The following is a 26,864-nucleotide window of genomic DNA, read 5'->3' as shown; positions in this document are numbered from 1 at the left end:
CCTTTGCCACTGATATTAATTTTAAACAATTTAAAAGACGAAGAACTATGTTGGTCGCTAAGATAAAAACAAAAGACGCTTTTACGGCAAATGGATTTGCTGGAAGCATTCTTCGTGCTTTTCTTCACTTATAACGTATTCGTTACGACATGAAAAAAGCCCGAAGATCATTCGGGTTTTTTATTTCCTTCAATTTTCTATTTAGCCGGGCTATGCCGGGTCAGTTTTTTTATCGGTCGATTTCTGTGTCGGCCCATATAGCCTAACCGACCTGTTTTTTATGTCATTTTGGTCATGCCATAAAATGTGATGATCCCGATTTCGGCAGACTGTTTATTCAAGAAAAGAAAACCCGGATATTTTAAAATGCTTATCCCTGAGCTGGATAAGTTAGCATATCAAATTATTTTAAAAATATGGGAAGTAAATTATCGGGGAAAGACCTTATTAAAATCGGTTTTCCACAGCATAATATAATACATGTAGCCTTAGGGCTAATAACACGCTACCGAAAAGGAGAAAAGAAGGAAAATATCCTTTTGGAAGTAAAAACGGTGCTCGAGGCACCTGAAAAATTTAGGGCGGATCCAATCTGGGCGAAGCTTGCCGAAGGTTTGATTCAGCCGGTTGAAGCCCGTATGCGGCAGCTAAATAAGCAGATGGCTCCCTTTACCATTTTTGGTGAAAATGAAATTGATGAACAGGCCAAAAAGCAATTGTATGAAGCATTGAAACTTCCCATAGCATATCGGGGAGCATTGATGCCAGATGCACATATGGGCTATGGCCTGCCGATCGGCGGGGTGCTGGCAACAGATAATGCCGTGATACCTTACGGGGTCGGTGTGGATATCGGCTGCCGGATGAGCCTGTCTATCTTTGATCTACCAGCAAGTTATTTCAAAGGAAGAGAATTCCAATTGCGAAATATGCTGAAAGAAAATACCAAATTCGGTATGTATGATACGCATCGTGAGAAACAGGATCATGCAATTTTTAGCCGGGCCGAATTTAACGATATCCCGCTGCTGAAATCATTGTTGGATAAAGCGTACAAACAACTCGGGACCTCAGGTGGCGGTAATCACTTTGTCGAATTTGGCGTGGTTGAGCTGCATGCTGTCCGTCCGGACTGGGGGCTGACCCCCGGCACTTATCTGGCGATCCTGTCGCATAGTGGATCGCGGGGATTGGGTGCAAATATTGCCAAACGGTATACCGATCTGGCGGCAAAACAGTGTCCTTTACCGCGTCATGTGCAACATCTGGCGTGGCTGGACCTGGACAGCCAAGAAGGTCAGGAGTACTGGTTAGCGATGAATTTAGCAGGTGATTATGCACGGGCCTGTCATGAGGATATCCACAGACGTTTGGCAAAGGCTTTGGGGGAACGGCCCGTTTTGACCATCGACAACCACCATAATTTTGCCTGGAAGGAAAACGTGGATGGAAGAGAATGTATTGTTCACCGCAAAGGGGCAACGCCCGCCGGACAGGGGGTGCTGGGGATTATCCCGGGCTCCATGACCGCACCCGGATTTATCGTTGAGGGTCGGGGCAATCCGTTGAGCCTGCAATCGGCATCGCATGGAGCCGGACGCATGATGTCACGGGCAGCCTGCAAAAGTAGCTTCACCAAAAGTGCCATGCTGAAGGAACTGGAGAAACATGATGTGGAACTCATCGGGGGCGCATTGGATGAAGCTCCACATGCTTATAAGGATATTCACCGTGTGATGAGCCTGCAGCATGAGTTGGTTAATGTACTTGGAACATTTCGTCCCAAGATTGTTCGCATGGATAAATAGGAGGAACATGGAAAAGTATATTTTATTGACTTCGGGACGAGGGCCAAGGGAATGTAATCTTGCCGTAAAGCTCGTGTTGGAAAGGATGCGGTCAGAAGCGAAGCAATACGGCTTAAAGATGGAGACGGTGGAAGTCGAAGAGAACGATGGGCTTCCCTGTTCATTGGTGTTAAAGCTCAGAGGTGAGGCAAGTGCCGTATTTATTGATCGTTGGATAGGAACAATTTGTTGGATCTGTCCAAGTCCTTTTCGGCTCAACCACAAACGTAAGAATTGGTTTTTGGAGGTCAAGAACTGGTATCCGGTACAGCCTGTTGCGAAAATAAACTTGAAGGATGTGCAATTTCAGGCCATGCGCAGCAGTGGCGCAGGAGGACAGCATGTAAACAAGGTGAGTTCAGCGGTGCGTGCGACTCATCTCCCGACAGGGATGATGGTGCAGGTGATGGATACCCGTTCCCAATTGCAAAATAAAGAAATTGCCGTTTTGCGTTTGGAAGAACGCTTGCTGGAGCTGGAACGGTTGCAGAAAAATGCAGGGAAAAACCAGTCCTGGAAAAATCAGATTGATGTCCGGCGAGGGGATTCAAAACGTATTTTCTCCGGACCGAAATTTAAAGAGCTATGACCGGATTATGATGCCGCTGGGCGTTGAATGTGATTTTTTTGGTCACTTTAAGCTGTTTATACCATGCCCTGTGCTATTAATGACGTGAACAGCATCGTTTAAACAACGATTCTGATCCTATGAGTCCGGCCAAACACCGGACTCATATTGTTTATGGTGATGGCTATCGACCTGTTTTTAAGGGGAGAGCTGCGCACAGGATTGTGAATGCTTTCGGATGAAACCGTATTTTCTTCTGCTAAAGACTTGAAATGTAGAAAATAATTTGTTGAAATGCCGTGATAATTAGTATCTTTAGGATGAACGATCGGATTATTTGTTGTTCAAACTAAATAAACTTAAATACTGCTCATCACGTCCCTAACAGGGTTTTATCCTGTCGGACTAATGAGTTGTGGAATTTCAAATTTCAATGATATGATAGATTCTCCAGGCTTCCTTTTTAGGGAAGCAATCAAGCATGAAAACCCCTTACAAGTCGTCGGAACCATCAATGCGAATCACGCGCTTTTGGCTGAGCAAGCAGGCTTTAAAGCCATCTACCTCTCCGGAGGCGGTGTCGCCGCGGGTTCGCTGGGTGTGCCAGATTTGGGTATTACAACACTTCAGGATGTATTAATTGACGTGGACCGTATTACGGACGTATGCAAGCTTCCTTTGATGGTGGATATCGACACGGGCTTTGGTCCTTCAGCTTTTAATGTCGCAAGGACAATAAAGAGCCTGATTAAAGCCGGGGCTGCAGCGGTACATATGGAAGACCAAGTGGGGGCCAAACGGTGTGGCCACCGCCCGGGAAAGGAGCTGGTTTCAAAAGATGAAATGGTAGACCGGCTGAAAGCTGCTGTCGACGCGCGCACAGATCCACATTTTGTCATTGGTGCGCGTACCGATGCTTTGGCTTCTGAAGGCTTGGAAATGGCCCTGGAAAGAGCCCTGGCCTACAAGGAAGCGGGGGCGGATTTTATCTTCGCAGAAGCCGTGCATAACTTGGATCAATATATGCAGTTCAGTCGCGCAACCGGATTACCTATACTCGCTAACATTACCGAATTCGGACAGACACCGTTGTTTAACCTTGAGGAGCTTCGTCATGCGGATGTGTCTATCGTGCTTTACCCTTTATCTGCATTCCGCGCAGCAAACAAAGCGGCGACTGATGTGTACAACCATATTCGGAAGGACGGTGGTCAGGCGGCTGTGGTAGACCGCATGCAGACTCGTGATGAATTGTATCGCAGTATCGACTACTATGCTTACGAGAACCGCCTGGATCAATTGTTCAATACGAAATAATTGCCATCTCTAACCGGATGCATGAGCATATTTTGTTATTTAAATACACGCATACTTATACATAAATAATTTATGGCGATGAAAGAGACACCAAATGATACGGGTTTTAAACCCAAAAAAAGCGTCGCGCTTTCGGGTGTTCCGGCTGGAAATACAGCGCTGAGCACAGTTGGGAAAAGTGGTAATGACCTCCATTATCGGGGCTATGATATCTTGGATTTGGCCCATCAGGCCAGCTTTGAAGAAGTCGCTTACCTGTTGATTTACGGAAATCTTCCTACACAGGCGCAGTTAACGACTTATCAAAGCCAGTTACTTAGCCAGCGCGGCCTGCCGATTACAGTACAACAGGTATTGAAACAGTTGCCTTCTACAGCACATGCCATGGACGTGCTGCGCACCTATGTTTCTTTTTTTGGAAGTGTGAATCCGGAAAAGGAAAATCACGCTTTGGCAGGAGCCAGGGATATTGCCAATCGTTTGATGGCATCCATGGCTTCGGCTTTGCTTTATTGGTACCACTTTAGTCAAAATGGACGTGAAATTCAGGTGGAAACCGATGACTCAACCCTTGGAGGACACTTTTTGCATCTGCTACATGGTAAAGCACCATCCGATTCCTGGGTGCGGGCCATGCAGATTTCGCTTAACTTATATGCTGAACATGAATTTAATGCCTCTACCTTTACAGCACGGGTAATTGCGGGCACGGGATCCGATATGTACTCCTGTATTGCCGGTGCAATCGGGGCTTTACGGGGACCAAAACATGGCGGCGCAAATGAAGTTGCTTTCGAGATCCAGAGCCGCTATGCTGATGCGGATGAAGCCGAAGCCGATATCCGGAAAAGACTGGAAAATAAAGAAGTTATTATTGGTTTTGGACATCCTGTCTATACCATTTCTGATCCAAGAAATCAGGTCATCAAGCAGGTCGCTAAGGAATTATCCGAGGAGGCCGGTGATATGACTTTGTACCTGATTGCCGAACGGCTGGAGAAAGTGATGTGGGAAGAAAAACGGATGTTCCCTAATCTGGACTGGTACTCGGCCGTTTCCTATCACCTGATGGGAATACCTACTGAAATGTTTACCCCTTTGTTTGTACTTTCACGTATCACAGGCTGGTCCGCACATGTTTTTGAACAACGGCAAGACGGCAAAATCATCCGGCCGAGCGCAAATTATATCGGTCCCGATGATCGGCCGTTTGTGCCAATTTCAGAACGATAAACCAGTATGGATAATAGCGTGAATACAATTGGAAGAAACGGCTTAAAACCCTGATAAAAGGATGTTTTTCCGTTTGATGGGTACGTGCAGTTTCTGAAATATATAAATTGAAAAGAAAGATAGCTTTTATAAGAAAAAAATAATGAGTTCAACAATATCAAATGAGCGACCACAGCCCGATCAGGTCCTGGTGGCGATAGTGGATTATGTACTAAATTACAAGATAGCAAGTAAAACGGCATGGAATACAGCTTTTTATTGTTTCCTGGATACCATAGGTTGTGGGTTAGAAGCGCTGACCTATCCCGCTTGCACCAAATTACTGGGGCCGGTTGTCCCCGGGACGATTGTTCCTAACGGTGCGAAAGTACCGGGAACGAATTATCAGTTGGATCCCATACAGGCCGCCTTCAATATTGGCACTTTAGTTCGCTGGCTGGATTTTAACGACACATGGCTAGCTGCGGAATGGGGGCATCCATCGGATAATCTTGGTGGTATTCTGGCGACTGCAGACTGGTTGAGCCGTACACAGATCGCCAAAGGAGGGAAATCCCTAAAGACGAAACAGGTCCTCGAAGCCATGATTATGGCGCATGAAATTCAGGGTGTCCTGGCGCTTGAAAACTCATTTAATAAAGTGGGATTGGATCACGTTATTTTAGTGAAAGTCGCTTCGACAGCTGTTGTCGGTAAGCTCTTGGGACTCACTAGGGAAGAGCTGCTCAATGCCATATCACTTGCCTTTGTCGACGGGCAGGCCCTGCGTACCTATCGTCATGCGCCCAATACAGGGAGCCGTAAATCATGGGCTGCCGGAGACGCAACTTCGCGTGCCGTACGCCTTGCTTTAATCGCCAAAACTGGTGAAATGGGGTATCCCTCGGTGTTAACAGCACCTATATGGGGCTTCTATGATGTTTCATTTAAAGGGAATCCATTTAAATTCCAGCGCGATTATGGATCTTATGTCATGGAAAATATTCTGTTCAAAATCTCTTTCCCGGCTGAATTTCATGCGCAGACTGCTGCCGAAGCGGCGATGCAGCTTCACCAGCAGTTAAAGGAATTTGGGAAAAATAGCGATGATATCGAGCGTGTCACCATTCGTACGCATGAGGCCGCAATTCGGATCATCGACAAGAAAGGACCTTTGCATAATCCGGCCGATCGTGACCACTGCATTCAGTACATGGTGGCGATACCTCTAATTTTTGGACGATTGACGGCGGAGGATTATGAAAACCACATTGCGCAGGATCCACGTATTGACAGCCTGCGGGATAAGATTTTCTGTGTCGAAGATCCTCAGTTTACAGTAGATTATCATGATCCACAGAAAAGGGCGATCTCCAATGCACTGACGGTCGTCTTGAAAGATGGGACAGTATTGCCGGAACTGGTTGTGGAATATCCTATTGGACATCCACGACGTCGGGAGGAAGGAATTCCTAAACTGATTGAAAAGTATAAAACGAATCTTGCCCGTGTATTCGCCGAAAAACAACAAAAACAATTGCTCGGAGTGACCTTGGATTACGATACCTTCATTGATCTGGATGTAGCTGAACTGATGGATCTTCTGGCCCGATAAGAACAAGAAACCATTGGCCGGTGTAAGAAAGTTATTACCGGTCAATGGCTTTTTTAGCGCTTGTTATTTAATGGAAGAGCTTCAGCCTTAGACAGACGTCTTGCTTGATTCCACGTTTTTTAATAAATGCAGTTCGTTTAAATCAACGGCTGTTTTCCTGTCCAGTTTGAATCAAAACCCGTATAAAAGGTAAAATTTCTATTGGCAAGTTCTTTTAATGATTGGGGGATATCCCATTGTTCGCCAAATGGGAGAAACGACTGGCACTCCTGCACAAAGGTGGGGAGGGTGGTTAGGTCGATATGTCCGAATACGCCACCGGTATGTGCGGCATATCCCACGCCGAGGATTGAACCGATATCACCAGCTATGGTTTCTTCCAATATGCCCTCTTCCAGACAGCGGTAGCTGTCCAAGGCCATGACATGGAGCAGTCTCTTACGTATTATATCGGCTGACCAAGATCCTTCGGAAGTCGGTAGCGCAGGATTCTGCCAGATTGTTTTTGTTCTAGAAACAGGGTCGTAGTCATAGAATCCATGGCCTGATTTTCTGCCTTTTCTGCCATTCGCAATCATTTTGTTCAGGTGGGCATAGGCACGTCGCTGACTGTTATGGAGTGCCGGGAATTGATCGTACACATGCACCATCAGTTCCAGTGAAATCTCATCCAGCACGGCCAATGGGCCAACGGCAAATCCTGCCTGAATGGCTTCTTCTTCGATCTGAATCGCAGGAACACCTTCCAGCAGCATCGTGATTGCCTCCAGTAAATAATGGAAGAAAATGCGTGAGGTAAAAAATCCGGGGCCATCATGCACGACAATGGGGATTTTGCCCAGGCGCAATGTGACTGCAATAGCCTTTTGCAATGTAATCTGATCGGTTTGCGTGCCACATATAATTTCAACCAGGGGCATACGGTCTACAGGAGAGAAAAAATGCATGCCGATGAAACGCTCCGGTCGATCCGTTGCAGCGGCCAATACCGTAATGGGCAGTGAAGTGGTATTGGAAGCGAAAAAGCCATTTTCGGCGAGGTAAGGCAGGCTTTGTCGGGTAACCTCAGCTTTTAGTTCCAGATCTTCAAATACCGCTTCAATAATTACATCAGCACCGACAAGGTCGGCAACTTGCGCACTGGGTTGAATATTGGATAGAAGTTTCTGTTGTTGTATGCTGCTCATCTGTCCCTGGGCAAGCCGCTTGTCGCAAAGTTTGGTCGAATAGGCTTTTCCCTGCTCGGCCTGTGCGATAGTCACATCTTTTAAAACCACTTCAATACCTGCTTTGGCGGCTTCATAGGCAATACCGGATCCCATCATACCTGCTCCCAGGATTCCTATTTTTTTGACCTTATAATCTCCAAGTGATTTTATCCGACCGGGATGCTGTGCCTTTCGAATTCCTTCATGCAGCGTCCTGATCATATGGAGGGGTTCCGGTGCACTTAATACCTGATGATAGCGTGATGTTTCCGCCGCCACGGATTCAGTTAATGCTAAAGAGGGGTTTGTTTTCAGCAATTCCACAACCGCATTGCTGCCGGGTAATAATCCTCTAGTTTTCTTTAAAATAGCGGAGCAGGCCGCTTCAAATTCTGCTGATGGCATGGTGGAATTGGACGCAGAAACAGGTTGCTTTGAATTTGCAAGAATCCAGGTTTTCGCTTGCAATAGGCACAGATCAAAATCGGTTGCCACTTCGTTCAATAAACCCGATTCAAGTGCCGTTTGGCCCGATATAAGTCCGGCTTGGGTCAATAGGTTCAGTGCCTGGGCGGAGCCCACAAGCTGAGGTAGGCAGATCGTCGCTCCAAAACCGGTAAATAGCCCAAATTTACTTTCGGGAAAACCCATTTTAATTCCCGCACCTGCGATGCGGTAGTCCGACCACAACATCGTTGCTAAACCAATACCTGTGCATTCATCATCAAAAATAGATACAATTGGTTTGTCGTGGCTTTTCCATTTTAGTGCCTGTAGGGTGGTTTTTAATAGGATCTCAGGATCGAATCGACCACTAAACACTTGATTGAATAGGGGAAGATAATCGGTCTGTTTGCTGTTTAACGGACAGGTATAGATCAGTCCCCGAACGTCTTTTTCATGAAGAATAGCTGTTACTAAAGCAACGAACTGCTGCAAACGATCGAGGATGCCTTGTTCGTCGGCTACGACATCGTTGAATGGTTTTATGGTGACAATATGTTGATCGTCCTGCTGTATGTCAAAATAGGGCTGTGTATTATAATTCATGCTATTGAATTTATTTTTTCGTATTGAAAATGTTTATGTTAGCCTGGTTTTATTCGGCTCATAGTTTACCTTATCAATCGTCATCTTGGCGATGATTTCCAACATAATCTCAGATGTTCCACCGATGATTGTGCCTACTCTTACATCCCGATATAGGCGTGCGATTTTATAATCTTCGGTAAATCCGTAGCCTCCAAACAGCTGTAAGCAATTGCTGACCACCTGAACGGCGAGTTCACTGGCCTGGAGTTTGGCTATGGAACAGTCCTGAACGGCATATTCACCTTGGTTCTGAAGATCACAACATTGATAAACAAAGGCTTTTGTGGTTGCGATATCGGCAACCATTTGCGCAATGCGGTGTCGGATGGCCTGAAAATCATGGAGCTTTTTACCGAATGCCTCCCGTTGACCGATATATTCCAGGGTATATTGTAATGCCGAATCCGCTGTTGCAAGACTATGGATGGCGGCGGTTAAGCGTTCTAATTGTAAGCCCGCCATTAAGTAGCTGAAGCCTTCATTTTCAACGCCAATCAGGTTGGAAACCGGAACCTGGACCTGATCGAAACCCAATTCGGCTGTGTCGGATGCATGCCAGCCTAATTTATTGATCTTATTGGCCGAAACACCCTTAGCATTTCTTTCTATCAGCAGCAGACTGATCCCTTTTGTTCCTTTTTCCGGAGCCGTTTTAACCGCAGTAATAAAAAAATCTCCATAATAACCGTTGGTGATAAAGGTCTTGGAACCATTTACAATATAATGGTCGCCCGATCGAACGGCTGTCGTCTTGATTTGTTTGACGTCAGATCCAGCCCCCGGCTCGGTGATGGCCACGGCGCTGACCATATCACCGGCAATAACTGGCTTGAGATAACGTTCTTTCAGTTCCTCGGATGCATATTTTAATAAATAGGGAGCTGACATATACTGGATAACTAAGGCGGATATTGTAAACCCTCCTGAAAAACAATAGGATAGTTCTTCACATAGAATCAGCGAATAATAAAAATCTAAGTCCAGACCACCGTACTCTTCAGGGTAATTGAGTCCCATGAAACTCATGTCACCCATTTTCTTCCAGATGTTTCGATCTATTTCACCTTGTTGTTCCCATTGATCTATATGTGGGATAATTTCCTTGTGAATAAATGCCCGAATGGTCTCGCGAAAAATCTGATGTTCAGCTGTGAGCTTGCTTGCCTGCATAATTGTTTATTTTACTTTTGGTTATTGGTTTCAGTTACCCGATAGTCGACTGAAAACGATTCATCTTTTGCTTTAGCTTGGCATTATAATACCTTTCCCAAAGCATGGGATGTCTAGTCGAATTTAACGAAAAGCAGTGGCTTTTCTGCAAATATTTATTGTTTATTTTTTGTAAAATAGATTAGGTAGGGAACTTTTTACCTGATTTTTTTTCTATTTATTCTGTTTATGCCAGAAAAATAAAGAAATAGGATTCGCTTGTTTGCTTTATATTTTTTATCTTTAGGGAAGGAATGATGCCCTTGTCCATCATGATCAGAAGAAAACAATTATAAACAGAATAACATGTCAAAGAGTGTATTTATCGTTGCGGCTAAGCGTACGCCAATCGGAAGTTTCGGCGGTGGTTTGTCATCTATTTCCACGACAGCCCTGGGTGCTCATGCTGTGCGGGCGGTCTTGGATGAGGCCGGTCTTTCAGGGGATCAGGTCGATGAGATTCTGATCGGCAATGTGCTACAGGCCGATTTGGGACAAGCTCCCGCCCGTCAAGTTGCCCGACTCGCAGGTTTACCTGACCGGGTGCCGGCAACGACAGTCAATAAAGTATGTGCAAGTGGCATGAAGGCCATTGCTTTTGCCGCACAGGCAATACTATTGGGCGATGCCGATGTGGTGGTTGCAGGTGGTATGGAAAGCATGAGCAGGGTACCTTATTATGCGAGTGCCATGCGCTGGGGAGCGAAGTTCGGGAGCCAAAGTTTTGTCGACGGTTTACAGCGGGACGGTTTAAGTGACGCTTATTCGAATGAAGCAATGGGAAGTTTTGCCGAACTATGTGCCGAGAAATATGCGATCGGGCGGGAGGAACAGGATCAGTATGCCATCAGCTCCTACAAACGAAGCCTGGATGCATGGCAAAAAAATAAATTTGTCAACGAAGTAAGTCCGATTGCCATTCAGGGACGTAAAGGCGAACAGACGATCTCCAGAGATGAAGAATTTTCTCAGGTCAATTTCGATAAGATTCCCGAATTAAAGCCTGCTTTTAAGAAAGATGGCACGGTGACGGCTGCGAATGCATCAACTTTGAGTGATGGTGCCGCTGCGGTATTATTAATGAGTGGGGAAAAAGTAAAGGAATTGGGCGTACAACCCCTGGCTGAAATCATCGCCTATGCCGATGCCGAACAGGCACCGGAATGGTTTACGACCAGTCCAAGCCTCGTAACGGATAAGGTGCTGAAGAAAGCGGGATTGACAAAGGAAGATATCGATTACTTTGAATTTAATGAAGCCTTTTCTGTGGTTGCACTTGCGAATGCAAAAATATTGGATATTCCTTTAAATAAGGTGAATATCTATGGTGGGGCAGTTTCGCTCGGTCACCCATTGGGTTGCTCCGGAGCAAGGATAGTCGTGACATTGACCAGTATATTACAGCAAGAGGGTGGAACAATGGGACTCGCTGCCATTTGCAATGGTGGTGGAGGGGCTTCAGGAATGATTATTAAAAGATTGTAATTTCTCGTCCAGATCAGGAATTATTTTATATCGGTAATTAACTGATCTGGACGAAGTCTATGGTTTGGTTGATGACAAAGCGCCAGAAGATCAACAAGGGTTATTCTTCATATAGACGACTTGCCTCAACACCATGAAGTGCTAGTTCGGACTCTATTTCCGTTGGGTTGAGCCGGATGCCCTCAATGGTGAGCAGGTTGTAAATGGAATCCAGATCGATCTTCCATTCATGGATACCATTTAATTTTTCTACAGCTTGTTTGATCTTGTCTACAAGACTGGGATGTTGTGCATTAGTTTCGAAAATGAGCTTTTCCATCGTGTTTCATATTAGGCCCGATTAGAATAAATCAGGCAGGTTTAACCAAAATAGCGTAGACAATCATTTGATCGGCTAATTACAATACTCTCAATATAAGAAGAATAATCTGAAATTAATAGTTTAAAGTGACTAAATTGTAATGAAACTGTTAATTTTTGTAATCAATACCTGCAAATTTTACATTCAAATAAGTATTCTTTTCGGTATTAAATTTTGCGATTCATTGCAGCCCGATAAAATGAACCTGACCTGCGGCTGCCTAAAGGAATCGTTTCGTTGCTAGTGAAATTTTCGTTAAGTTTGAAGGAATCATGACGACTGAACTTTCCAATATAATGATCGTATTGCTTCTTGTGGCTGTCATTGTCCTGTTAATTTTTTATCTATTATTAATACGGAAATACAACAAGCTACGGGGGGAGGAGCTGCGACATAGAGAACTTTTCAAACGCATGGATAATGAGCAGATGGATCATGTTCATCGCAATCGTTTAAATCCGCATTTGCTGAAAAACTCACTCAATGGTATTCTTTCCCACGCCTATCAAACCTACTATACCATGGATAAATTGGCGATGGTATTGGACTATGTATTATATGAAAGTGAAGCTGAGCTTGTCTCTCCAAAAGCAGAGATTGAGTTTGCGCGGAATTTAATTGAGGTTAATAAGGTCAAGTTAAGCCCCTTATTCGATATGCGTGTTAAATTTGATATTGATGAATTGAATGAGTCCCTACTGGAGCGCCCTGCACTGGTTCCGCTGATGACCGTAGATCTTATTGAAAATGCGTTTAAACATGCTGATTTTCACCATCCCGACTCCTTTATTTCGATCGTATTGACTTTTCGCAATGGTTTGTTGGAATTGACAGTCAGCAATAAAATATCGAAACGGTCCCCTCTGTATAAAAGCAAAGGTGGAATAGGCAGCAAGACACTGGAAGAACGCTTGATGCTTTACTATCCGGATAGGCACGAGTTAAAACGTTTTGTAGAAAATGATGTCTATAACGCTTACCTTCAGATCAGGTTGTATGAGAATTGAAAAAGTACTGAAATGCATTTTGCTGGATGATGAACTGCCGAGCTTACGATTTCTGAAGATGCTCTGTGAACAAATTCCCGGACTGGAGGTTGTCAGGGCCTTTAATGATCCGGGCGTGTTACTCAACGAATACAAAAGTTTAGATTTTGATTTTTGTATCCTGGATATTGAGATGCCACAGTTTAACGGCTTTGATATCGCTAAGGTACTGGAAGACTATCCCATTGTTTTTTCGACAGCCTATAAACAGTATGCCAGCGATGCTTTCGATATCAATGCCGTAGATTATATGCGCAAGCCAATATCTTTATCGCGCCTCCAGCAGGCGATTCTAAAAGTAGAGCAGGTAATAAATAATCGGCAAACAGACATTTCTCCTTTCGCGCAATTTAATACCAATAAGGGCAAAGCAATACTTTATTTCAATCAGATAGACTATATTCAAATTGCGGAGGTGGACAGCCGCGATAAGACAGTATTCCTCTCAGATGGATCCTCCATATTATTAAAAAATATCAGCTTTGACAAGTTGCTGTCCATCTTACCCGAGCAGGATTTTATCCGTATCAGCAAGAAGGAAATTATCGCTCTCAAAATTGTGAAATTCTTTTCGGCGGATATCATCACCAGTAACTTGTTGGATGAGCAAGAATCGGCTATTCTTTTTAGCTTGGGCGAATCCTATAAAAAATCATTCCTCGAGAAATTTGTTTGATTACAAAATTCCCGGAGTTCATTACAAATTTTTGGCTTCCTAACCCGCAGTAAGATTTAAAACAGGTATAGAATTTTATTTTTGTTGTGGTTGTCTGTTCGAATTGATGAATAGTTGATTTTGGACAGACATTTATCTGCTATTAACACCCGATTATTTAAAGCGAAAAAGATGAAGAAATACAGGAATACGATTTTTTATGTAACCCTAATAGGCACATTGCTTGTGGTGATGTACTGGGTTATCCATTTGGGGACACAGCTGCAGAGTCAGGGACTGCTTACCGGTGAAAAGACAAGCCAGGGGGCCTGGGTGGATTTTAAAACGACCTTTCTGCACAGCCTTGGACATCCATTAGCGATACTGCTGGCACAGATTGTGACGATTATTATCGCCGCCCGTGTGATGGGATGGATATGTATCAAAATCAAACAACCGGTCGTGATCGGTGAAATGCTGGCTGGTATTATTTTAGGCCCGTCCTTATTGGGGCTTTATTTCCCTGAATTTGCGCATACCTTATTTCCGGTTGAATCGCTTAGTAATCTACAGTTTTTGAGCCAGATCGGATTGATCTTATTTATGTTCATTATCGGTATGGAACTGGATTTGAATGTACTGCGCAATAAAGCGCACGATGCGGTGGTGATTTCCCATGCCAGTATTGTTATCCCCTTTACGCTGGGAATTTCCCTGGCTTATTTTTTATACCTATACCACCCACCTGCGAATGTGGAGTTTTTGTCCTATAGTCTGTTTATCGGTATATCGATGAGTATCACGGCATTTCCTGTCCTGGCCAGGATCGTACAGGAACGGGGACTTCAAAAAAGTAAACTGGGTGCGATGGTCATTACCTGTGCCGCGGCGGATGATATTACAGCCTGGTGCATTTTGGCGGTGGTCATTGCGATTGTGAAGGCTGGGGATTTTGCCAGTGCCTTGTACACGATAGCCCTTGCGGTTGCTTATGTCTTATTGATGATAAAAATTGTGCGCCCTTTCCTTATGCGGGTGGGAGAGGTGAAAGGTACGCGTGAAGGTTTGAGTAAACCTGTTGTCGCCATTTTTTTTATTGTGCTTTTATTTTCGGCCTACGCAACTGAAGTCATCGGTATACATGCGTTATTCGGTGCGTTTATGGCGGGTGCGATCATGCCCGAAAGCAGCCGTTTTCGAACAGCCTTTATTGAAAAAATCGAGGATGTGTCGACGCTACTGTTGCTGCCGCTATTTTTCGTATACACGGGACTTCGTACACAGATCGGTTTATTGAATGACCCGCAGCTATGGATCATCACCATCGTGATTATTTTGGTGGCGGTAATTGGAAAATTCGCCGGAAGTGCATTGGCTGCCCGCTTTGTGGGACAAAGCTGGAAAGATAGCTTGAGTATCGGTGCGCTAATGAATACCCGGGGACTCATGGAACTGATCGTATTGAATATCGGTTATGACCTCGGTGTATTAAGTGCCGAATTATTCTCCATGATGGTCGTCATGGCGCTGCTTACCACTTTTATGACTGGTCCTTCACTGGATCTGATCAATTACTTATATCGGCCGAGAAAACGTTCACTACAGCAGGAAATCCAGAATAAGTCGAAATTTAAGATCCTCCTGTCATTTGCCAAGAGCAATACCGGAATTTCACTGCTTCATCTGGCAGATGCACTTACTTTAAAGTCCAAAAATACGGCTGAAATTACTGCATTGCATATCGAACCTTCCAATGAGCTCCATCATTACGAGGTGGAAACACAGGAGCAGGATAGCTTCCGCGAAATAAAGGAGACTGCAGCAAATTTGGAACAGCCTATTCAGACGATTTTCAAAATTTCCAGCGACATTGACAGTGAAATTGTGGAGACCTCAAATGAACAGCATCAGGATCTGCTGTTGTTGGGTGTGAGCGAATCCATATACGAAGGTAGCCTGTTGGGACGATTTCTGGATTTTACATCACGTATTATCAATCCGGAGAAATTATTCCATACCGTGACAAATGCGGAATCGCCCTTTGCTACATTTGACCGAAATCAGCAGATCAATGCCAAGGTCAATGCGATGGTTGGTATTTTGATCGACAAAAACTTTGTCCGGCCCCGTCATGTTATTGTTCCTATCCTGTTGAAAAATGATGAATTCCTAACGGCAATCATCCAACGCTTAATTCATCATTCGGATGCGCAGGTGATGGTGTGGGATTTTGACCAGATCTTGCGGAAGCAGGAGAGTTTCCGGGAAAAGCTAAGGCAGCTGGAACAGCTTGTTCCCAATCATTTGACGATATTGGAAGAGAAGGAGCTTGATGCCGAGCTGTGGGCACAACAGGATCTGATGCTTATCAGCTTACCGTGTTGGCATAAAATTGTCAACAAGAAGATGGACTGGCTACACCATACACCATCCACCTTACTGCTGGCCGACCGAAAAAAATAAGGATTTACACAAAGCGCGCCGAAACAAGATTGTTCCGGCGCGCTTTGTGTAAGAATAAGGAGGAAAGTTATTTTCCTGCCTTATTCACTTTGATCTTTAAGCCGATCAATTTTTCAATATCGCTTAAATAAGGTCTTTCTTCCACATCACAGAAAGAAATGGCATTTCCTTCCAGACCCGCTCTACCTGTCCGCCCAATGCGGTGAACATAGGTTTCGGGTACATTGGGTAGGTCATAATTGATGACCATAGGCAATTGTTCAATATCTATTCCACGTGCAGCAATATCAGTAGCGATCAGAATTTTCAGTCGGTCTTCTTTAAATTCACCCAATGCTTTTTGTCTGGCATTTTGTGATTTATTGCCGTGAATTGCAGCAGCGCGCAGTCCATTCTTAGCCAACAGTTTGACAATCTTATCAGCGCCATGTTTTGTACGTGAAAATACAATCGTACGTTCTTGCTTAAATTGTTTAAGCAAACTCGTCAACAATTTTATTTTCTCCTTTTTCTCAATAAAGTATACCGACTGATTTACCTTTTCAGCAGTAGAACTTACCGGAGTTACGTCCACTTCGACAGGCTTGTGCAAGATACCGTGTGCAAATTTGCGAATATTGGGCGGCATTGTTGCTGAGAAAAACAGCGTCTGTCTTTTCTCGGGAACTTTCGCAAGGATTTTTTTAATGTCATGGATAAATCCCATGTCGAGCATATTGTCAGCCTCATCGAGGATCAATACTTCAATTTTATCAAGAAAAACCAGTTTCTGATTCATCAGGTCTAAAAGACGGCCCGGTGTGGCTACTAAAACATCCACTCCTTTTTTTATTTCTTTGACCTGTCTGTCCTGATTGACTCCGCCGAAAATGGTGCAGTAATTTAGTTTTAGATGTTTGCGATATAAATTGATATTCTCACCGATTTGTATGGCTAATTCACGGGTTGGTGTGAGGATCAGGGCACGGATGGGCATTACTTTACCTTGCACGTGTACATTTTTCTCGGATAGACGTTGCAACAAGGGCAGGGCAAATGCCGCTGTTTTACCAGTGCCTGTTTGTGCACATCCAATAAGATCCTGACCGCTTAATATAACGGGGATCGCTTTTTGTTGTATTGCAGTGGGGGTTGTATATCCTGTTTCCGCGATTGCCTTGAGGAGAGGAGGTATTAAATTGAGTTGTTTGAATTCCATTAAATATGATTCGGAAAAATAAGCTTAAACGAAGACCCTTTAGCTATTCTATAGTATCAAATAATTGATTAGAGGTATCTTTAATTATACCCGAAATGAATAAGTACATTGAAAATAACAAGGGAAGAATACGAAAAAGAAATGGGATAAATCATTAAGAATTACCCCATTAACAAGAAAGTGTATTTTTTGGATTACGCCAATTTTACGTTTGTAGCGTTGATTCCTTTTGGAGTTCTTTCTACATCATAAGTTACAACGTCGCCTTCAGATACTTGGTTCTTAAGAGCAGAAACGTGTACGAAAACATCTGCACTACCATCCTCTGGTGTAATAAAACCAAAACCTTTAGTTTCATTGAAAAATTTAATTTTACCTGTATTCATTATTTTTAATTAAGTCCTGCAAGGTAGGGATAATAAATGATTAATCTTTTATTTTTCGTTAAAATAACAAAGTTTTTTTTCTTTCTCCCTATTTATTTAGCCCTAATCAACCTTCAAATGGATTAGGGCCTGTTTTTATATCGTATTGAAAGTCAGTATTCCAACGGTATTTAGCTTTTTCTGTAACAGCCGTATCCCTGAAAATAGTAGCATAAGGCTTTTAGATACCATAATTTTGTCTGATTTTTCTACTGTCCCGAAGAGACTTTAATGCGGAGAGCTTTGAATGTCGATATATATTTTACAATGATTAGGGTAAGGGCTTAAATTGAATTTTGTAATTTCATCGGGAACTTAAACCTTCGCGTATAATAAACCAACATGTGATGAATAGAAAAGACTTTATCCGAACTTCCAGTATTTTAGCCGCCTCTACATTTATGCTCAAAAGCCAGGCATCCAGCTTATTTGATCAGCCGATCCGGGTGGGCGTGATCGGGGTAAATGGTATGGGCTGGTCTGACCTTAATGCTTTGCTAAAGCAGGATGGTGTGATATGCACAGCGCTTTGTGATGTAGATGAAAATATCTTAAGCAAAAGGGCGAAAGAGCTGCAGGATAGAAATATGAAGGTTGCAACCTATGTGGATTATAAAAAAATGCTGCTTAGTCCGGATGTGGATGCGGTGATCATCGGTACACCTGACCATTGGCATTGCCTTCAGATGATCGATGCGGTGAACGCCGGGAAGCATACCTACGTCGAAAAACCCATTGGGAATTCCATTCGGGAATGTCAGCTCATGCTGCAAGCCGCAACAAAAAATAATGCAATTGTTCAGGTAGGTCAGTGGCAACGGAGTCAACAGCATTTTAAGGATGCCATTGATTTTGTACATTCGGGTAAACTGGGTAAAATACGTTTGGTAAAAGCTTGGTCTTATCTAGGCTGGAAAAATAGCATTCCGATTCAGCCGGACGGGGCAATACCCGCAGGTGTACATTATATGGATTGGTTGGGCCCCGCCGCAAAAAGGCCTTTTAATATCAATCGTTTTCATTTTAACTTCCGGTGGTTTTGGGATTACGCTGGTGGTCTGATGACGGACTGGGGGGTACACATGCTCGACTACGCCCTGCTCGGAATGAAAGTTTCCGACCCAAAATCCGTAATGGCTTCAGGTGGAAAATTTGCTTTTCCGGATGATGCCGGAGAAACACCGGATACCATGACCGCAGTATATGAATTTGACAACTTTAATATTCAATGGGAGCATGCAAAGGGAATTGATTTAGGACCTTATAACCGCAACCATGGTGTGGCATTTATTGGCAATAACGGAACTTTGGTACTGAATCGCGGGGGCTGGGAAGTCATTCCCGAAAAGGGAAGGATGGAGGCGGTCGCCCTGCAACCTTCCGTAGACAACGGTTTGGAAAAACATATGGCCAACTTCGTGGATGCCATCCGCAAGAAAAATCCGGCCCTGTTGAATGCCCCGCTTGAAGCCGGCGCCCATATTGCTATTTTTTCGCAATTGGGAAATATCGCCTATAGAACAGGGCAAAAGCTCTATTGGAATAATGAAAAGCAACGTTTTAATGACGAAAAAGCAAATAAATACCTTGCTTCAGTCTATCATAACGGCTATAAATACCCTAAAGTCTAAAGGTATGAAAAAAGGGGGATAGCGGAGCAGAGGGATCAATCGTTCCGTGACAGGATTACTAAAGCATATCCCGGGTTTAAGCTTTGAAAATTATTTCAGCTTAAACCCGGGATATGTCGCGGATATTGAGCGGCCTGTTGATTCCTGTTTCGATAAGGATACTTAAGCCAGGATGCATTTACTGAAAGACAAACTCGTTGGCGATGGTAATCTCTTCCTGATTAATCGAATGACCAAAATTGGGATATACAGCAAGCTTGACGTCCGCATGCTGGCCTTCGAGGATGTTCACGCTGGCGTTGACACGTTCCAGGGGCACATGAAAATCTGGATCACTGGTGCCAATAAATATCGGTGTTTGCTCAAAGTCTCCCATATACTTGCCCGGATCAATTTGCTCACCGATCAATCCGCCGATTATAGCGACTGCGCCACCATATCGTCTGGCATTTCGCGCCAGGAATTCAAGCGTCAGACAAGCTCCCTGGGAGAAACCAAAAAAATAGATGTTTTCTGCTTGTAAACCCTTGTCCAAAGCAAGCTGCACGGTATTTTCAATGACTTCAAGAGCAGAACTCAACCAGGGCTCATTACTTTGTTCGGGAGCCATAAATGAATGTGGATACCAGGTGTAATTGTCAGCTTGCGGTGCGAGTAAGGCATAATCCCCTACATTGAGATAAGCTGACATGCTCAGGATATCTGTTGCATTTCCGCCACGGCCATGAATCATGATCAATGCTTTTTTAGCATTTTCCAGGCTATGCCCCGCTGTTTTGATGTTGTTAGAATGACTCATTATCTCCCTTCCTATACTGTTTTCTTAAACCATATATCGGCATAGGTGTCAGGGTGACGGTGAAATTGTGCATTTACATAAGGACATAAAGGCACAATTTTCATCGCATTTTCCCGTGCATGGGACACCAATTTTTCCAATAGTATTTTTGCAAATCCTCGACCTTCAAAGGCTTCATCGACTTCGGTATGGTAGACGACCAATCGTCCGTCAATAATGGCGATGCTCATTAAACCAGCTTTTTTCTCATCGGAGAATAATTGAAGTTCACCACGCTGATTTTTATCCAGTACAATTTCTGTTCTTTCCATTGTTTTGCAGTATTTAATAGTTTTTACGTTGATCTTAATCTATTTTTGGTAAAGTGGCTTCGATCTGTGACCGATGACTTTCGTATTGTTTTGGCAATTTAAGTGCCGTACCAAGACTTTCCAATGGCTCATCAACGGTAAATCCCGGATTGTCTGTTGCGATTTCAAACAAAACACCTCCCGGTTCACGGAAATAAAGCGAGAAAAAGTAGTCCCGATTGATTTTTGGTGTAATATCCAGACCTGCGGCAAGCACCTTTTCGCGATATTCCATCAAGATGTTATCATCTTTTACCCGAAATGCGACATGGTGATTCGTACCGGCGGCATTACGTCCGAAAGGTAAATTCCGGTCTGCAACAATATCGACGATGTTCGCAGTGGCTATGCTGTCGGTAGTCAAGCGGTAGCGTTCGTTCTCCTGCCCCTGCACGGAGTATCCTAATATATCCGTCAGAACCTTTAGTGTGGGATCAGCCTCTTTTAAGGACAGGGTAATATTATGAAATCCCTTTAATGCATTTTCATGATTGATATCCGCTGTCGTCCATACGCTTCTAGTATCTTTAGCTAAAGGTTCAATAAACTGTATTTGTAAACCATCCGGATCGGTAAATGAGATCAATTTTTCACCAAAAATTTCATCTTCCAGAAAAGCCACATTGTGTGTCTTTAGTCTGTTTTTCCAGAAAATAAGACCACCCTCCGGGACGGCATAACCAATATGGGTAGCCATTCCGGCGCCCTGTTTACCTTTACCGATACCTTCCCAAGGGAAAAATGTAAGAATCGTACCCGGGCTGCCCTCCTCATTTCCAAAATAAAAATGATAAGTGCCAGGGTCGTCAAAATTGACAGTTTTTTTTACAAGTCGAAGTCCTAGGACCTTTGTGTAAAAATCAAGATTTCGTTTTGCATTATCAGCTATCGCGGTAATATGATGCAGTCCTAATATTTTATTATCCATAATTGTTTTTTTTTATTTTCTTAACTGTTGTAAAATTACGGCAGCTGAAAAACAAAATCATTGAACTAGATTAATAAAAACAGGAATTGACTTTTTGTTTTAATTTGTTGGTAAATTTTAATAGGACAAGGCCCGTAAACAAAAAAACACCTGAAGTTGGGGACCTCAGGTGTTTTTAACCTAACCAATTATTAACCTAAATTTATGAAATGTATATTTTTGAATTTATACTGTAAAGTATTTTTCAATTATCATGCCATATTTTTCAAGATCTATTTTGGGGTGAAGGATGGTTGTTTTGAAAACAAAATTATGGACCAAATGTTGTTTATTGGATACAATAAAATACGGGGCAGTGCATATAATAGGTTCTTTTATATATTATAATTAGGTTCAAATAATGAAAACAAGCAGAAATTTTATGCTGTCAATAGCAATCGTAGCACTGGTATTTACGGGATGCCAGCAGAGCCAACAGGCTAAGGAGGAGAAAGGACAGACGCAGTTGGATATCAACAAAGAGAATAAACGAATCGTATTGGACTTTTATCAGCAGATGTTCGGAGATAAAGATCTTTCTGCCGTCGACCGTTATATTGCCCCGGAATATATTCAGCACAATCCGGCAGTAGCGGATGGTGCAGCCGCATTTAAGGCTGCTGCAGCAAAATGGTTTGAAGGGCAGCCAAAAACCAAGATTGATGTACAGCATATTGCCTCCGATGGGATCTGGTTTTTATCCACCTTAAAAATAAAAATGCTGATGGCAGTCTGAAATCAACGATAGATATCTTTCGTTTAGAAAACGGAAAGATTGTTGAACACTGGGATACACAGCAAGATGTACCCAAAGAGTCTGCCAATAGTCACCCCATGTTTTAGTATATCGGCTGTTTTTTGTTTAATCATGCTATTCCTTTATAAAAAAGGCCTTATATTTAATACGTTATTGACATTGTAATTAAGCAGAAAATAATTAATCTAAATGAAGCGAATTTTAGGTGCAGGCCTTTTTTATATCCTTATCTCCGCTTGTAGCGTCCATCACAACCCAAAAGAAAATCCACAGGTGTATTTACAAAATCCCGGTCGGCAGACAAAAAAATGGAAGCTTGTGTGGGAGGAGAATTTTAACTCATCAAATTTGGATACAAGCAAATGGAGCCGGATTCCGGCAGGGGGAGCAGACTGGAACCGGCACATGAGTCAAGATGATGCCTGTTTTGGATGGGAAAAGGGAGAATTGATTCTAAAAGGGATCAAGAATACCGATCAGAAGAAAGATGCACGACCGTTTGTCACTGGCGGGATATGGAGTAAAGGAAAATTTGCTTTTCAATATGGACGTATTGAAATAAGAGCCAAACTTGGCAGTTCCCAAGGCGCCTGGCCGGCAATGTGGATGCTGGCTGAGTTGGACAAATACGGGAAGTATCCGCGAAACGGTGAAATTGATATCATGGAACACCTTAATTTTGATGATATTATCTATCAAACGACTCATTCACATTACACCTTGAATTTGGGACAGAAGGATAATCCCAAACATTCCGGAACGGCAAAAGTCAATGCGGGGGACTACAATGTGTATGGTATCAGCTGGTATCCAGATCGGATTGTATTTCAGCTGAATGGCGTGGATACATTTACCTATCCACGGATAACTGGTGTCGATGCGTCCCAATGGCCCTATGGTCAACCTTTTTACCTGTTGATTGACCAACAGCTTGGCGGAACTTGGGTAGGGGAAGTGGATTTGAAGCAGCTGCCGGTCGAAATGCGCATAGATTGGGTCAAGGTTTACCAATAGTGAACGGGAGTCAAGATCTATAAGAAGTACCATTGATCATTAAGATGGTTTTTAGTCAAAATTAAGTGACAAAAACTTAACATACCAAGCCGAAAAATAATGTTTATTTTTGATCCCAATTATGGAAGATAATACAATATTTAAGATTAGTCATAAAATAAAAGAAATCCGCAAAGAAAAAGGGATTACCATACAGGAAGTTGCTGATAAAGCTGGAGTAAGCAAAGGACTGATATCACAGATTGAGAATAACCGGACCATACCCTCCCTGTTGGTGTTAATTAATATTATTAATGCACTGGATGTTGACCTGAATGAATTCTTTAAAGATTTCAATTCCGAATTGGATGCAGGGCCGGTCGTTGTTCGAAAAAAAGATAGCTATACATCCTTTGAAAAAGAGCATGCCCTTGGATTTCATTACAAACGTATTTTCACCTCCGCAATAGAGAGTTCCACCATGGATATTGTACTTTTGGAACTGCAGCCTGATGCACAGCGCCCAATGGTAGAGACGGAAGCCTACGAATATAAATATATCATCAGCGGGCAAGTTGAATATATCTTTCAGGATCAAAGCATTCGGCTGGAGGAGGGTGATTCCATATTCTTTAATGGACGGCTTTCACATACACCGCGCAATGTCGGAAAGGAAAAAGCAGTCATGCTCATTGTGTATTTCTTTGAAAATAAACGATAGTTCTGTCAGGCTAGCCCATTAATAAAAAAGCATCAATGAAAATTTTCATTGATGCTTTTTTATTGAGGGTTGTACAATGTCAGTTCGGTTACTTATATTTGTTTATAAATACTTAACAAAAGTTTAGTGTTATGTTAATTTCCAGAATTTACTTTTGATTGCGGACAATGAGGTCCGTCAACAATTCTAAATCATGGATTTGAACCAGCGAATAAAAAAGCGGATTGCGGGGTTAGACGAACGGTCGGTAGCCATTTTACTGGCTATCACGGCATTTTTATGTTACACAAGTATGTATTCATTCCGAAAATCATTTACGGCTTCGGCTTTTGCCAATGAATCTATTTTGGGAATAGATTATAAAGTGTGTATGGTTATTATTCAAATGCTGGGCTATCTGTTTTCGAAATTCTATGGGATTAAATTTATTTCTGAGAGCAAGCAGCGGAATAGAGGGCGCTACTTACTTGCTTTGATTTGTATTTCGTGGGCTGGCTTATTGGCTTTTGCACTTTTCCCTAAACCCTGGAATGTACTCTTTCTTTTTATCAATGGTTTCCCGTTGGGGATGGTCTGGGGTTTGGTATTCAGCTACCTGGAAGGTCGTCGATATACCGAAATTATGGGTGCGGTAATGTCTGTCAGTTTGATTTTTGCTTCCGGTTTTATTAAAACGGTGGGACGCTGGCTTATGTCCACTTTCCACGTCAATGAATTCTGGATGCCTTTTTTTACCGGTATGCTCTTTTTTATGCCTTTTGTCCTGTGTATTTGGATCCTTGAAAATGCCCCGGGGCCAACAGCACAAGATAAGCAGCTGCGGACCGAACGTGTAGCAATGGATGCCGGTATGCGTAAACATTTTTTCAAGGTATTTATGCCCGGCATTATGTTGACCATTATTATTTATACAATGTTGACGATTTTACGTGACGTTCGTGATAATTTTGAGATAGAAATCTGGCAAATGCTGCATCTGAAAGGAGCGGGGATATTCGCTAAAGTCGATGGAACCATTGCGCTTATCGTCTTGATTTTAATAGGCTGTTTAATTATGATAAAAGATAATCTGAAAGCATTTAAGCTGATTCATTACATGATTATTTTGGGCTTTTTGACCGCCGGGATTTCGACCTATTTATTCTCCATGCATTGGATCGGCGGTCTCAGTTGGATGTTATTGGTCGGATTGGGACTTTATATGGCTTATATACCTTATAATGCCATATTTTTCGAACGTATGATTGCGACCTATCGCATGAAAAGTAATATTGGTTTTGTCATGTATATGGCTGATTCGGTTGGTTATCTAGGGAGCTTTTTGATTTTAATGAATAAAGAATTTTTACCAAATTCAGTCACTTGGGGCGCTTATTTCATCCAGTTGGTTTATCTGGCTTCCATTATAGGTGCTATCCTGGCGATCTTTTCGTTAGTTTACTTTGTTCGGAAGAAAGAACAGATGAAAACGAAGAAAGGCGATGAATTGCTGCAGCCCTGGCAAGCGAACAGTGGTGAAGTACAAATAAGTTAATGCTAATTATTTTAAAGAATGAAAACAAATACATACGATTTAATTATTGTTGGCGGTGGTATCCTGGGGACTTTTCACGCCTATCATGCATTGAAAAAAGGATTAAGTGTACTCCAGTTGGAAAAGGATAATTTTCCTGTCGGGTCTACTGTGCGCAACTTCGGTCAGGTGGTGCCATCGGGGATGGCAGGTGAATGGTTTGATTATGGTGTACGGGGGCTGGAAATATACCAATCCATCCAACAGGAAATGGATATCTCCATTCGGAATAATGGCAGTATTTATATTGCATCTGATGCTGATGAAGTACAGGTCATTCACGAGCTGTCTGCACATTATCAAACGAAAGGATACGATCATGCGCTCTGGTCCAAAGCGCAAATCTTGGCAAAGTATCCCGCCATGAATGCCGATTATGTTCAAGAAGCTATTGTTTTTGATCAGGAACTGAGCGCCGAACCTGAAACAATGATTCGCCAGTTGCATATTTTCATGCAGGCAAAATTTGAAAAATATACATTAAAATATGACACAACCGTTATTGCCTGTGAAGATGGTAATGAGCAGGCGAGCTTGACGACAAGCAGCCTCGAAGTTTTTGAGGGAGCGAAAATCATTATCTGTAACGGGTACGAATTTAAGATCTTGTACCGTTCATTGTTTGATGACAGTGGTCTCGAAATTAGTAAACTGCAAATGATGCGCACCAGACCGTTACCTCAGATCCAGCTACCGGGAAATATCCTGACCGGTTTAACGATTCGTCGTTATGAAAGCTTTGAAGAATATTGTCCATCATTTGGGGCTATCCCGGTGCCTGAGCATTATTATGAACTGCGGAAATATGGAATACATATTTTATTTAAACAGGCCACCGATGGTAGTATTATTGTTGGAGATTCACATGAATATGCGGCGGGGAATCGATTGGATGACTTAGGCTTTGCGGTTGATACTTACATCAACGAGCTCATGATTGCCGAGGCAAATCGTATTATTCCGATGCAGAAAGATTGGATTGCTTCCTCTTGGTCAGGTTTCTATGCACAGCATAAAGATCATATTCTCGAAGTTGATGTCAGTCCGCGCATCCATGTGCGTACAGGTATCGGCGGCAAAGGGATGACGGCCAGTGCCGGATATGCCGAACAAAGTATTGAAAAGCTGTTTTAGCATATTCCTTTTATAAAAAACGCCTTCCCTTTTTTCGGGAGGGCGTTTTTTTTATAGGCTTTATCCTGCAATCTGCAATTTTTGTATGAGAAAGAAGTGGAGCATTTCGGTCCTGTTGGTTTTAAAAAAATTAATTATTAAGAATTTGAAAAGCAGGTGTACATTTATTTTTGGCCAATCTTCTATGTCCGACAGCAACAATTTAGCGTTATCATTGTTTATCAAATAAGTATGATTC

General features: G+C 42.9%; 23 protein-coding genes. 15 read left to right on the top strand and 8 right to left on the bottom strand.

Annotated elements, in window-relative coordinates; translation table 11 throughout:
- Window positions 1-416 precede the first annotated feature (416 nt).
- The 5 genes from B4G94_RS11705 to B4G94_RS11685 all read left to right on the top strand — a co-directional run bounded on the left by B4G94_RS11705 (window position 417) and on the right by B4G94_RS11685 (window position 6,559).
- Entirely contained in the window at window positions 417-1,808 is a 1,392-nt protein-coding gene (locus tag B4G94_RS11705) for an RtcB family protein (RefSeq protein WP_286859019.1), read from the top strand.
- Between the two features lie 7 nt (window positions 1,809-1,815).
- Window positions 1,816-2,436 carry a peptide chain release factor H gene (gene prfH / locus B4G94_RS11700; protein WP_286859018.1) on the top strand — a complete coding sequence of 207 codons (621 nt, stop codon included), beginning with the start codon at window positions 1,816-1,818 and terminating at the stop codon, window positions 2,434-2,436.
- A 387-nt stretch (window positions 2,437-2,823) separates the two neighbouring features.
- Complete coding sequence (gene prpB, locus B4G94_RS11695; RefSeq protein WP_286859017.1) at window positions 2,824-3,732, top strand: methylisocitrate lyase; 909 nt, start codon at window positions 2,824-2,826, stop codon at window positions 3,730-3,732.
- Window positions 3,733-3,810: 78 nt separating this feature from the next.
- Window positions 3,811-4,965, top strand: coding sequence for a bifunctional 2-methylcitrate synthase/citrate synthase (gene prpC / locus B4G94_RS11690; RefSeq protein ID WP_108632058.1), 1,155 nt, complete (start codon window positions 3,811-3,813; stop codon window positions 4,963-4,965).
- Window positions 4,966-5,107: 142 nt separating this feature from the next.
- Complete coding sequence (locus tag B4G94_RS11685) at window positions 5,108-6,559, top strand: bifunctional 2-methylcitrate dehydratase/aconitate hydratase (protein WP_286859015.1); 1,452 nt, start codon at window positions 5,108-5,110, stop codon at window positions 6,557-6,559.
- 137 nt (window positions 6,560-6,696) lie between these two features.
- Here B4G94_RS11685 and B4G94_RS11680 read toward each other — a convergent pair whose 3' ends face one another.
- Together B4G94_RS11680 and B4G94_RS11675 are read right to left on the bottom strand one after the other, a co-directional pair.
- The gene (locus tag B4G94_RS11680) at window positions 6,697-8,817 is read right to left on the bottom strand and encodes a 3-hydroxyacyl-CoA dehydrogenase NAD-binding domain-containing protein (protein WP_286859014.1); all 2,121 of its coding nucleotides are present in this window, start codon (window positions 8,815-8,817) and stop codon (window positions 6,697-6,699) included.
- A 33-nt stretch (window positions 8,818-8,850) separates the two neighbouring features.
- Window positions 8,851-10,029 (bottom strand): acyl-CoA dehydrogenase family protein, encoded by a 1,179-nt coding sequence (locus B4G94_RS11675; RefSeq protein WP_286859013.1) that lies wholly within the window; start codon window positions 10,027-10,029, stop codon window positions 8,851-8,853.
- Window positions 10,030-10,374: 345 nt separating this feature from the next.
- Here B4G94_RS11675 and B4G94_RS11670 point away from each other — a divergent pair, with 345 nt between their 5' ends.
- Window positions 10,375-11,553, top strand: a complete 1,179-nt coding sequence (locus B4G94_RS11670) for a thiolase family protein (protein WP_286859012.1) — start codon at window positions 10,375-10,377, stop codon at window positions 11,551-11,553.
- Window positions 11,554-11,653: 100 nt separating this feature from the next.
- Here the strand turns inward: B4G94_RS11670 and B4G94_RS11665 are convergent, their stop codons facing one another.
- Window positions 11,654-11,872 carry a hypothetical protein gene (locus tag B4G94_RS11665; protein ID WP_046672939.1) on the bottom strand — a complete coding sequence of 73 codons (219 nt, stop codon included), beginning with the start codon at window positions 11,870-11,872 and terminating at the stop codon, window positions 11,654-11,656.
- Between the two features lie 314 nt (window positions 11,873-12,186).
- Here B4G94_RS11665 and B4G94_RS11660 point away from each other — a divergent pair, with 314 nt between their 5' ends.
- From B4G94_RS11660 to B4G94_RS11650, 3 genes are all read left to right on the top strand, one after another.
- Window positions 12,187-12,921, top strand: coding sequence for a histidine kinase (locus B4G94_RS11660; RefSeq protein ID WP_206531922.1), 735 nt, complete (start codon window positions 12,187-12,189; stop codon window positions 12,919-12,921).
- Window positions 12,911-13,636 (top strand): LytR/AlgR family response regulator transcription factor, encoded by a 726-nt coding sequence (locus B4G94_RS11655; RefSeq protein WP_206531923.1) that lies wholly within the window; start codon window positions 12,911-12,913, stop codon window positions 13,634-13,636. The genes B4G94_RS11660 and B4G94_RS11655 overlap by 11 nt, the downstream gene beginning before the upstream one ends.
- A 171-nt stretch (window positions 13,637-13,807) precedes the next feature.
- Window positions 13,808-16,078, top strand: a complete 2,271-nt coding sequence (locus B4G94_RS11650) for a cation:proton antiporter (RefSeq protein ID WP_286859010.1) — start codon at window positions 13,808-13,810, stop codon at window positions 16,076-16,078.
- A 67-nt stretch (window positions 16,079-16,145) separates the two neighbouring features.
- On the opposite strand, the gene B4G94_RS11645 is transcribed toward B4G94_RS11650, so the two are convergent.
- On the bottom strand, window positions 16,146-17,276 hold the full coding sequence (locus tag B4G94_RS11645; RefSeq protein ID WP_108632052.1) for a DEAD/DEAH box helicase: 1,131 nt from the start codon (window positions 17,274-17,276) through the stop codon (window positions 16,146-16,148).
- 194 nt (window positions 17,277-17,470) lie between these two features.
- Entirely contained in the window at window positions 17,471-17,662 is a 192-nt protein-coding gene (locus B4G94_RS11640; protein WP_077434921.1) for a cold-shock protein, read from the bottom strand.
- 386 nt (window positions 17,663-18,048) lie between these two features.
- Here B4G94_RS11640 and B4G94_RS11635 point away from each other — a divergent pair, with 386 nt between their 5' ends.
- Window positions 18,049-19,332, top strand: coding sequence for a Gfo/Idh/MocA family protein (locus B4G94_RS11635; protein ID WP_108632051.1), 1,284 nt, complete (start codon window positions 18,049-18,051; stop codon window positions 19,330-19,332).
- A gap of 178 nt (window positions 19,333-19,510) precedes the next feature.
- Here B4G94_RS11635 and B4G94_RS11630 read toward each other — a convergent pair whose 3' ends face one another.
- Genes B4G94_RS11630 through B4G94_RS11620 form a run of 3 tightly spaced genes read right to left on the bottom strand, consistent with a single transcriptional unit; the run spans window position 19,511 to window position 21,409 of the window.
- Entirely contained in the window at window positions 19,511-20,131 is a 621-nt protein-coding gene (locus B4G94_RS11630) for an alpha/beta hydrolase (RefSeq protein WP_286859006.1), read from the bottom strand.
- Between the two features lie 11 nt (window positions 20,132-20,142).
- Entirely contained in the window at window positions 20,143-20,442 is a 300-nt protein-coding gene (locus tag B4G94_RS11625) for a GNAT family N-acetyltransferase (protein WP_286859005.1), read from the bottom strand.
- A 34-nt stretch (window positions 20,443-20,476) separates the two neighbouring features.
- The gene (locus B4G94_RS11620; RefSeq protein WP_286859003.1) at window positions 20,477-21,409 is read right to left on the bottom strand and encodes a ring-cleaving dioxygenase; all 933 of its coding nucleotides are present in this window, start codon (window positions 21,407-21,409) and stop codon (window positions 20,477-20,479) included.
- Window positions 21,410-21,809: 400 nt separating this feature from the next.
- On the opposite strand from B4G94_RS11620, the gene B4G94_RS11615 reads away from it, so the two are divergent.
- The 5 genes from B4G94_RS11615 (at window position 21,810) to B4G94_RS11595 (ending at window position 26,626) form a co-directional block, all read left to right on the top strand.
- Window positions 21,810-22,184 carry a nuclear transport factor 2 family protein gene (locus B4G94_RS11615; RefSeq protein WP_286859001.1) on the top strand — a complete coding sequence of 125 codons (375 nt, stop codon included), beginning with the start codon at window positions 21,810-21,812 and terminating at the stop codon, window positions 22,182-22,184.
- Between the two features lie 210 nt (window positions 22,185-22,394).
- A complete protein-coding gene (locus tag B4G94_RS11610; RefSeq protein ID WP_286859000.1) occupies window positions 22,395-23,219 on the top strand; it encodes a glycoside hydrolase family 16 protein in 825 nt (274 codons plus the stop codon).
- Between the two features lie 121 nt (window positions 23,220-23,340).
- A complete protein-coding gene (locus tag B4G94_RS11605) occupies window positions 23,341-23,919 on the top strand; it encodes a helix-turn-helix domain-containing protein (RefSeq protein WP_108632044.1) in 579 nt (192 codons plus the stop codon).
- 193 nt (window positions 23,920-24,112) lie between these two features.
- Window positions 24,113-25,453 carry a DUF5690 family protein gene (locus B4G94_RS11600; RefSeq protein WP_286858997.1) on the top strand — a complete coding sequence of 447 codons (1,341 nt, stop codon included), beginning with the start codon at window positions 24,113-24,115 and terminating at the stop codon, window positions 25,451-25,453.
- Between the two features lie 18 nt (window positions 25,454-25,471).
- Complete coding sequence (locus tag B4G94_RS11595) at window positions 25,472-26,626, top strand: TIGR03364 family FAD-dependent oxidoreductase (protein ID WP_286858996.1); 1,155 nt, start codon at window positions 25,472-25,474, stop codon at window positions 26,624-26,626.
- Window positions 26,627-26,864 lie beyond the last annotated feature (238 nt).

The organism is Sphingobacterium sp. UBA7625, assembly GCF_002484085.1.
In the GTDB taxonomy this organism is placed as follows: domain Bacteria; phylum Bacteroidota; class Bacteroidia; order Sphingobacteriales; family Sphingobacteriaceae; genus Sphingobacterium; species Sphingobacterium athyrii.
Note: the sequence above shows the minus strand (reverse complement) of the source record. Positions and strands in the feature narration are given on the sequence as shown.